Origin of the sequence: Protofrankia sp. Cj3, assembly GCF_917627355.1 — a bacterium.
Classification (GTDB): Bacteria; Actinomycetota; Actinomycetes; order Frankiales; family Frankiaceae; genus Protofrankia.
This window is the reverse complement of record NZ_CAKJTR010000061.1, coordinates 17,900-24,584: the sequence shown is the minus strand read 5'-3', so window position 1 is coordinate 24,584 and position 6,685 is coordinate 17,900. Positions and strand designations below refer to the sequence as shown.

Genomic DNA, 6,685 nt, shown 5'->3' with positions numbered 1-6,685 from the left:
TCCCAGACGATCTTCGCTCCCGCCGGCGGTGTCGGCTCGGAGTCGTTGACCAAGTTCAAGACCCAGCTCGAGGGCTCCTTCACCGTGTCCAGCTTCCCGATCGCGACCGACCCCGTCTGGGCCGGTATGAAGCGCGCACTCGCGGCGGAGGGCAAGCCCAACGTCGACCTCACCGTTCCCCAGAACCTCAACGCGTGGGTGTCGGGCGTGGTGTTCGCCAAGGTCGCGGCTGGTCTCACCACCTTCGACGCGGCATCGTTCAAAGCTGCCCTGGACACGGCCTCGAACCTGGACACCGGCGGGTTCACCCCACCCCTGGACTTCACCAAGCCCTTCCCGGTGCCCGCGCTCGCACGACTGTTCGACACCTCACTGATCGGCGTCGACATCAAGAACGGCGCCCTTGTGCAGGACGGCACGTTCGTCGACTACAAAGCAGCCCTGAAGAGCTGACGCCTGCGTGGCCGCGGGTGCGGGTGCGGGTGCGGGAGCGGGCCTCGGGCTCCCCCGCACCCGCACCCGGCGGCCCCAGCCGTCGTGAAGGAGCCCCATGTCATCGCCGGCGGTCCTGGTCAGCGGACTTACAGTCGGATTCCACGGCGTCCCGGTCGTGCGTGACCTCGACCTCGAGGTCCACCCCGGCGAGGTCGTCGCCCTCCTCGGCCGCAACGGCGCCGGCAAGACCACCACGTTGCTCACGATCGCGGGCGACCTCACCCCGCAGCGCGGGTCGGTGTCGATCGCGGGCGACGCCCGGCGCCGTCGCCTGCACCAACGGGCCCGGCGCGGCCTCGGCCTGCTGACCGAGGAGCGATGCGTGTTCATGGAGCTCACCGGACACGAGAACCTCAGGCTCGGGCGGGGAGATCCCCGCCGGGCACTCGCGTTCTTCCCCGAGCTCGAGCCGTATCTGTCGAAGCGGGCCGGGCTCCTGTCCGGCGGCCAGCAGCAGATGCTCGCGCTTGCCCGGATCCTCGCCGGGCGCCCCCGCGTCCTGCTCGCGGACGAGCTCAGCCTCGGTCTCGCCCCACGGGTGATCGAGCGGCTCCTGGCCTCATTACGCGAGGCCGCGCAGGACGGTACGGCGGTGCTGCTCGTGGAGCAGCACGTCGCGCTGGCGCTGGCAGCGGCCGATCGCGCCTACGTGCTCGCGGACGCACGGATAGCCCTCACCGACACCGCCGCGAACCTGCTGACCCGCGCCGACGACATCGCCAGCGCCTACCTGGGAGCGCAAGCCGTATGACCGTCTTCGCGCAGTTCGGGCTCCTGGGCCTGGGTGGTGGAGCGCTCATTGCCCTGCTCGGCATCGGCCTCGTCCTCGTCTACCGCGGCAGCGGGACGATCAACCTCGCCCAGGGCTCGTTCGCCCTACTGGGCGCCTACGTCGTGCACGAGCTGCGGGACAACCAGGGCATGCCCGTGGTTCCCGCCGTGGCCTTCGCCGCGATCCTGCTCGCCGCCGTCGGGGTGCTGGTTCAGCTCCTGCTCATGCGGCCGCTGCGCACCCGCAGCCCCCTCGTCCGGGTGATCGCCACTCTCGGTGTACTGAGCGTCATCCAGCAGTCCGTGACCATCCGCTACACCGGGCAGCAGCTCAGCGTGGCCAGGACCCTCCCGGAAGAACCCGTCCACCTCGGCTCCGTGATCGTCGGACAGCAGTCCTTCTGGCTGGCCGGCATCGCCGTCGCAGTCACCGCCGTCCTCACCGTCCTCAGCTCGCGGACGAGGCTGGGGCTCGCCGTCTCCGCCGCGGCCGCCAACCAGCGCGCCGCAGCGGCGCTGGGGTTCTCCCCGGACGCGCTGGCCTGCGGCACGTGGGCGCTGGGGGGCGCCCTCGCCGGGCTGGCGGGCGCCTTCTTCCCCTCGCTCACCGGCGACTACCTCTCCGTCAACGCGCTGGCGTTCACGATCATCGCGGCGCTGGCGGCGGCGCTGCTCGGCGGATTCCGCTCCTACCCGTTGGTGCTCGTCGGCGGACTGCTGATCGGCGTCATCCAGAGCGAGTGCACGCACTACGTGCGGACGACCGGCGTTCCCGACGCCGTGCCCTTCCTTGTCATCGTGCTGGTACTTGTCGTCCGCGGCCAGGGGCTTCCCGTCCGCGGGAGCACCGCTGACCGCCTGCCCGCGGTGAGCGCCGCGGCCCGCTCTCCCCTGTACGCGCTCGGGCCCGCCGCCGGCCTGGCCGTGCTCGCGGCCGCTGTCCTGCCGACCGACTGGAACGTGGCGCTGGTCAGCTCGATGTCCGCCGCCATGATCGCGCTGAGCGTCGTCGTCGTGACCGGGTACGCGGGACAGCTCTCCCTCGCCCAGTTCGCGCTGGGCGGGGTGGGTGCCTTCGCGGCCGGGCGGCTGGTGTCCAACCACGGCTGGCCCTTCGAGGCGGCCGTGCCGCTGGGCGTCGCGACCGCGGTCGCGGTCGGCTTCGTCTTCGGCCTGCCCGCGCTGCGCACCCGCGGGGTGAACCTCGCCGTCGTCACCCTCGGTCTCGGCTTCGCGTCCTGGTCGCTGCTGTTCAACAGCACCGACCTCACCGGGCGCAACCGCGGGACGCCTCTCTCATGGCACCCGTCGGCGGCGCTCTCGACGCCGCGTTGGAGCTTGCCGCGGAGATCGCGGACGCCGCGCCCCTCGCGGCGCGGGCCAGCAAGCGACTCGCACGGGGGGTGATCGAGGCGTCGTTCGACGAGCAGTGGGCCCGCAACGACGCACAGGTACGCGCGTTGATGGCCAGCGAGGACGCGCGGGAAGGCCCCCGGGCCTTCGCCGAGAAGCGCGCGCCCCGGTGGCGGGGACGCTGACCTTGGAATTTAAGGTTCTGGGCACGTCAGTCCTGTGACCTGACCGTAAGTCATCCCACACTGTGACCCACTGGCCCACCAATGGACGGCCACTCAGGCCCGGTGACCTGGAGCCAGGGTGTAGCTGGCATCCGGGCAGCAGGGCGGCCCTGGCACGATCGTGCGTTGCGAAACAATGATCGGACCAAGGCTATAAGGACGAGTGTGCCCGACTACCCCGAACCCGTCGACCTCCTCGCCGAGATAGTGACGTTCCGTCGCCAGTTGCGGGGCTGCAGCTACGTTCCCGGACCTGCCTCCCTCCTCGGTCTCGCTGCCCAACCATGACCCACCAGATCTAAACGATCACAAAAGTCGGGCTGGAGTACTAACCGGCTCAGAGCTCCCCGTGGCAAACCTCGCCAGAGCAACGCTGTTCAATTTACTGCTTTTCAGACCCTTTCTGGACGTTTGCATTAGATCCAACCAGGAAGCGCAGAGTCGCGGATATCCCGACTAGGACGATCAGCGTTAAAAGATCGCTAGGTACGTGGGAAGTCGCGTCGGTGGTCGCATCAGAAATGGTCACAATAACCATCACAAAAAGAGCGAATAGTGAAATATGGAATAAATGGCGAAAGATCGCCGTTGCGCGACTATTCAAGGGGTGGATGGGTAGAAACCGCTTCCAAGTGGGCGCCGCGGTCGGCGGAGTGGTGGGTGGCTCCAGTGCCTTGGCGGCCATCTGTCGGTGAGCCTGGGTCGCGAGTCCGTTGGGGTTGGCGGCGGCGGGGTCGATGGCGGCGATATCGTGGTCCACGGCGAGGGCCGCAGCCCAGTCGCCGGCTTCATAGTGTACGCGTAGTTCGTTCTGTAGGTCAGCGATGTGCTGGCGGGTAGTGGGCGCCGTGGTCGGCGGAGTGGTGGGTGGCTCCAGTGCCTTGGCGGCCATCTGTCGGTGAGCCTGGGTCGCGAGTCCGTTGGGGTTGGCGGCAGCGGGGTCGATGGCGGCGATATCGTGGTCCACGGCGAGGGCCGCAGCCCAGTCGCCGGCTTCATAGTGTAAGCGTAGTTCGTTCTGTAGGTCAGCGATGTGCTGGCGGGTGCGGCATTGCTCCCTCCGCCGGAGGGCGCCGCTGTGACCGGGATCGAGCTCGAGGAGAGCTGTATAACTGCGGATGGCAGTGGGCCAGTCCCCGGCCTGCTCGGCGGCGTCGGCGGCCTGGTAGGCGGCGGTCGCACGCTGCCGGGTATGGCAATCTTTATGGCGTTCGGCAGCATCGGCAAAATGTACGTCGAGGGTGAGTAGACTATCGAACAACGGCAAGGCCTGGTCGTAGTGTCCGGTGCGGAACTTGGCCATGGCCTGCTGGTAGAGGGCGCGAACGGCGGCAGTCTGGGCAGCCCTTTCGGCTGACGGCGCATCCTGCTGCCGGGTCGACGCGACCGTGTCAGTGACAGTGAACAGCGATGAGTCCTGGCCATGTTCTCCACGGAGATAGAGCACGGGGGTGGCCCATTCCAGGGTGGTTGCATTGGCGCCGGCGATACCGATCCGGCCGACGCGTACGGCCTCGCTGATGCTTCGGTTGGTGGCGATAGCCTGGTAAAAGCCGGCGGCGAACGCTTTGGCGGCCGGGTCGCTGACCGCGAACTGCATAGCCACCGCAGCCGACACTCCGGAGCGGACCAGAGCGGCCGCAGTACTGGAGAACAGGTCATCTACGGCGGCCTGCCCGGACGCGCAGGAGTTGAGCACGATCAGCCGCGGCGCTGGGGTTTGGATACTGAGCAGCTGTCTGAGCCGATGTGCGCTGACCCAGTTAGCGCGGTGATCGGCGCCTTCCAACGCGATGGTGCCCTCTCCGGCGGTCTGGTCGAATCCGCCGTGGCCGATGAAATGGACCGCGTGCCACGGCCCCTGCAGCAGGATGTGCTGCAGATCTTCCCAACGGGCGCCGGGTGCCCACTCCAGATGCACTCGTCCACCGAGGTCGGTAAGGGCCTCGCTCAGCCGGGCCTTTTCCCCGTCGGTGTCCAAGGCAGCCAGATCCCGCGGAGCCGTTACCAGGCCGAGCACGCGCAGTGGCGGCTTGATGACCGGCGCGCCCGGAGTTGGGACCGGCAGGTGGCGGATCAGCGGCTCGTACTGGCACAGATAACCGCCGGATTCTGGGTCGAACAGCATCTCCCACGGCAGCGCCGCCAGCTCCGGCGCTCGTAGCCGCAACACCACCCGTAGCAGTTCGCCGTTCTGCTGGGCGGTCTCTGTCGCAGCAGCATACCGGCCATAGACCGGACCACCGACTAGTGCGGTGAAAAGCTGCTGGCCAATCTCCCGAACAGGGACCTCGAGCGCCGGCAACCGCCCGCGGGTAGTTGGTGCCGCTGACGCGAGCAAGGCCATCTGCAGTTCCCGACGCCGGCATAGCAGCTTCTCGACGTCCAACCGGAGCAGCCCAGACGCCTCCCCGCCGGTGGAGGAACGCACAGTCACTGGGTAGCCGCCCGAGCTGACAGCTTCCGCGATCTCGATCTCGATGCTGCAAACCATGACGATTCCGAAGTAGGTAGGGGACACGCCGCACCGTGGTTTTATCGGTGCCTTGGCGGCCCGGCGAGATAGCCTCAAGCAGGATTGCCAGTGGCTTGGCGTAGTGCCGCCATTCGGCGAATGATCGGAGCGAACGGATGGTTGCGGTGGAGTTCCCGCTCGAGGACGGTGGCGTCGTGCTCGTGCAGGTCACCGACGAACCCGGCGCCGTCGTCACCCGGGGCGGCCCGGGCGGGCCCGAGACGATCGAGCGGGCGGAACGCACCTTCGATGCAGCCCTGGCCACGATCCGCACTGTCGCTCAAACGGTTCTCCGACAACTCCAGCCCCTTACCCGTTACCCCGACGAGATCACCGTCACCTTCGGCCTTGAACTCACCGCTAAGTCCGGCGCCCTGCTCGCCGCTGCGGGTGCAACCGCGCAGCTACAGGTTGGACTGACATGGCGGCCACAGACAGCGGCCCCTGGCCAGCTGGGGTCGGCCGGCGTTGATGTCTCCCGTGTCGAGAGAGAAACGGAATCCGACTGATGCGAACGAGTCAACCTCGAAGACCAGCCGTTTTCCCGACCGGTGGTGCGGCAGCCCCGGAATCGATCGTTCCGCGACAAGGAGGCCCGTCGATAAGGAATGAAGCTGCCAGCAAGCGTCCGTAGCGGACAATGATAGGTTGAGGGCATATTTACGATCTCTCTATCTCGGGGCCACGATGAGTTGCGACGTTCAATTCTTCTGTCCACAGGGAGCGGACAGGACTGTCGTGGCACGCTCATAATCAGGTCACTGACGGTGAAGGGTGAAGGTGTAGAAGAGGGAGATCGGCCAGAGGGCGGTGGCTACGAACGCGGTGAGTAGACTCGGAAAGACGTGATGATCCCAATCCTGGATGTGCCAATAATCCTGAAAGGTGACGATCAACCCGATCGCCAGATACAGCAGGATCCCGAGAAAGATGCCGCGGTACGTGCGCGTCCTAGTCCGATTCCTGGTGACCACGGTAACTCCTTAGCTTCGACCACCACGCCGATCCCATTACTACCGGCACTGACCCGCACGGCGCCGAGCATTTCTGTAACGTCCTCGTGTACGGGCTGGGCTGGGCCCGCGTTCACGGGAGCAACCAGTCGTACCCCACAACCTGGCGGAGAAAAAGAGAGCATCCGGCAGGCTTGACCCCACCGCTCGCTCCTTCAAGGGTAACGGGCCTATCCGGTTGGACGCGTCCCTCCGCCCGGCCGTATCATCCGCGCCGAAGCGTTCATTCCCAGGATCGCCATCCTTATTCAAAAAAATCAAAAAGATCAGGCGCCGCGCCGTGTCAGAGGACGCATGGCGCTGCCGGTTCCCGT

The 6,685-nt window shown here is 67.0% G+C and carries 6 protein-coding genes and 1 pseudogene; 5 read left to right on the top strand and 2 right to left on the bottom strand.

The genetic code is table 11. The annotated features are described in order from the left end of the window. From MJ783_RS10735 to MJ783_RS23370, 4 genes and pseudogenes are all read left to right on the top strand, one after another. Positions 1-453: pseudogene (locus MJ783_RS10735) on the top strand (hypothetical protein); the annotation flags it as partial. A 97-nt stretch (positions 454-550) separates the two neighbouring features. Beyond that, complete coding sequence (locus MJ783_RS10730; protein WP_239310249.1) at positions 551-1,246, top strand: ABC transporter ATP-binding protein; 696 nt, start codon at positions 551-553, stop codon at positions 1,244-1,246. Continuing rightward, positions 1,243-2,673, top strand: coding sequence for an ABC transporter permease (locus tag MJ783_RS10725; RefSeq protein WP_239310248.1), 1,431 nt, complete (start codon positions 1,243-1,245; stop codon positions 2,671-2,673). Before MJ783_RS10730 ends, MJ783_RS10725 begins: the two co-directional genes overlap by 4 nt. Further along, positions 2,670-2,804, top strand: coding sequence for a hypothetical protein (locus tag MJ783_RS23370; protein WP_255724400.1), 135 nt, complete (start codon positions 2,670-2,672; stop codon positions 2,802-2,804). The genes MJ783_RS10725 and MJ783_RS23370 overlap by 4 nt, the downstream gene beginning before the upstream one ends. 421 nt (positions 2,805-3,225) lie before the next feature. On the opposite strand, the gene MJ783_RS10720 is transcribed toward MJ783_RS23370, so the two are convergent. Next, a complete protein-coding gene (locus tag MJ783_RS10720) occupies positions 3,226-5,148 on the bottom strand; it encodes a CHAT domain-containing protein (RefSeq protein WP_239310247.1) in 1,923 nt (640 codons plus the stop codon). 326 nt (positions 5,149-5,474) lie between these two features. Here MJ783_RS10720 and MJ783_RS10715 point away from each other — a divergent pair, with 326 nt between their 5' ends. Continuing rightward, positions 5,475-5,867 carry a CU044_2847 family protein gene (locus MJ783_RS10715; protein WP_239310246.1) on the top strand — a complete coding sequence of 131 codons (393 nt, stop codon included), beginning with the start codon at positions 5,475-5,477 and terminating at the stop codon, positions 5,865-5,867. Positions 5,868-6,116: 249 nt separating this feature from the next. Here MJ783_RS10715 and MJ783_RS10710 read toward each other — a convergent pair whose 3' ends face one another. Continuing rightward, positions 6,117-6,332, bottom strand: coding sequence for a hypothetical protein (locus MJ783_RS10710; RefSeq protein WP_239310245.1), 216 nt, complete (start codon positions 6,330-6,332; stop codon positions 6,117-6,119). Positions 6,333-6,685 lie beyond the last annotated feature (353 nt).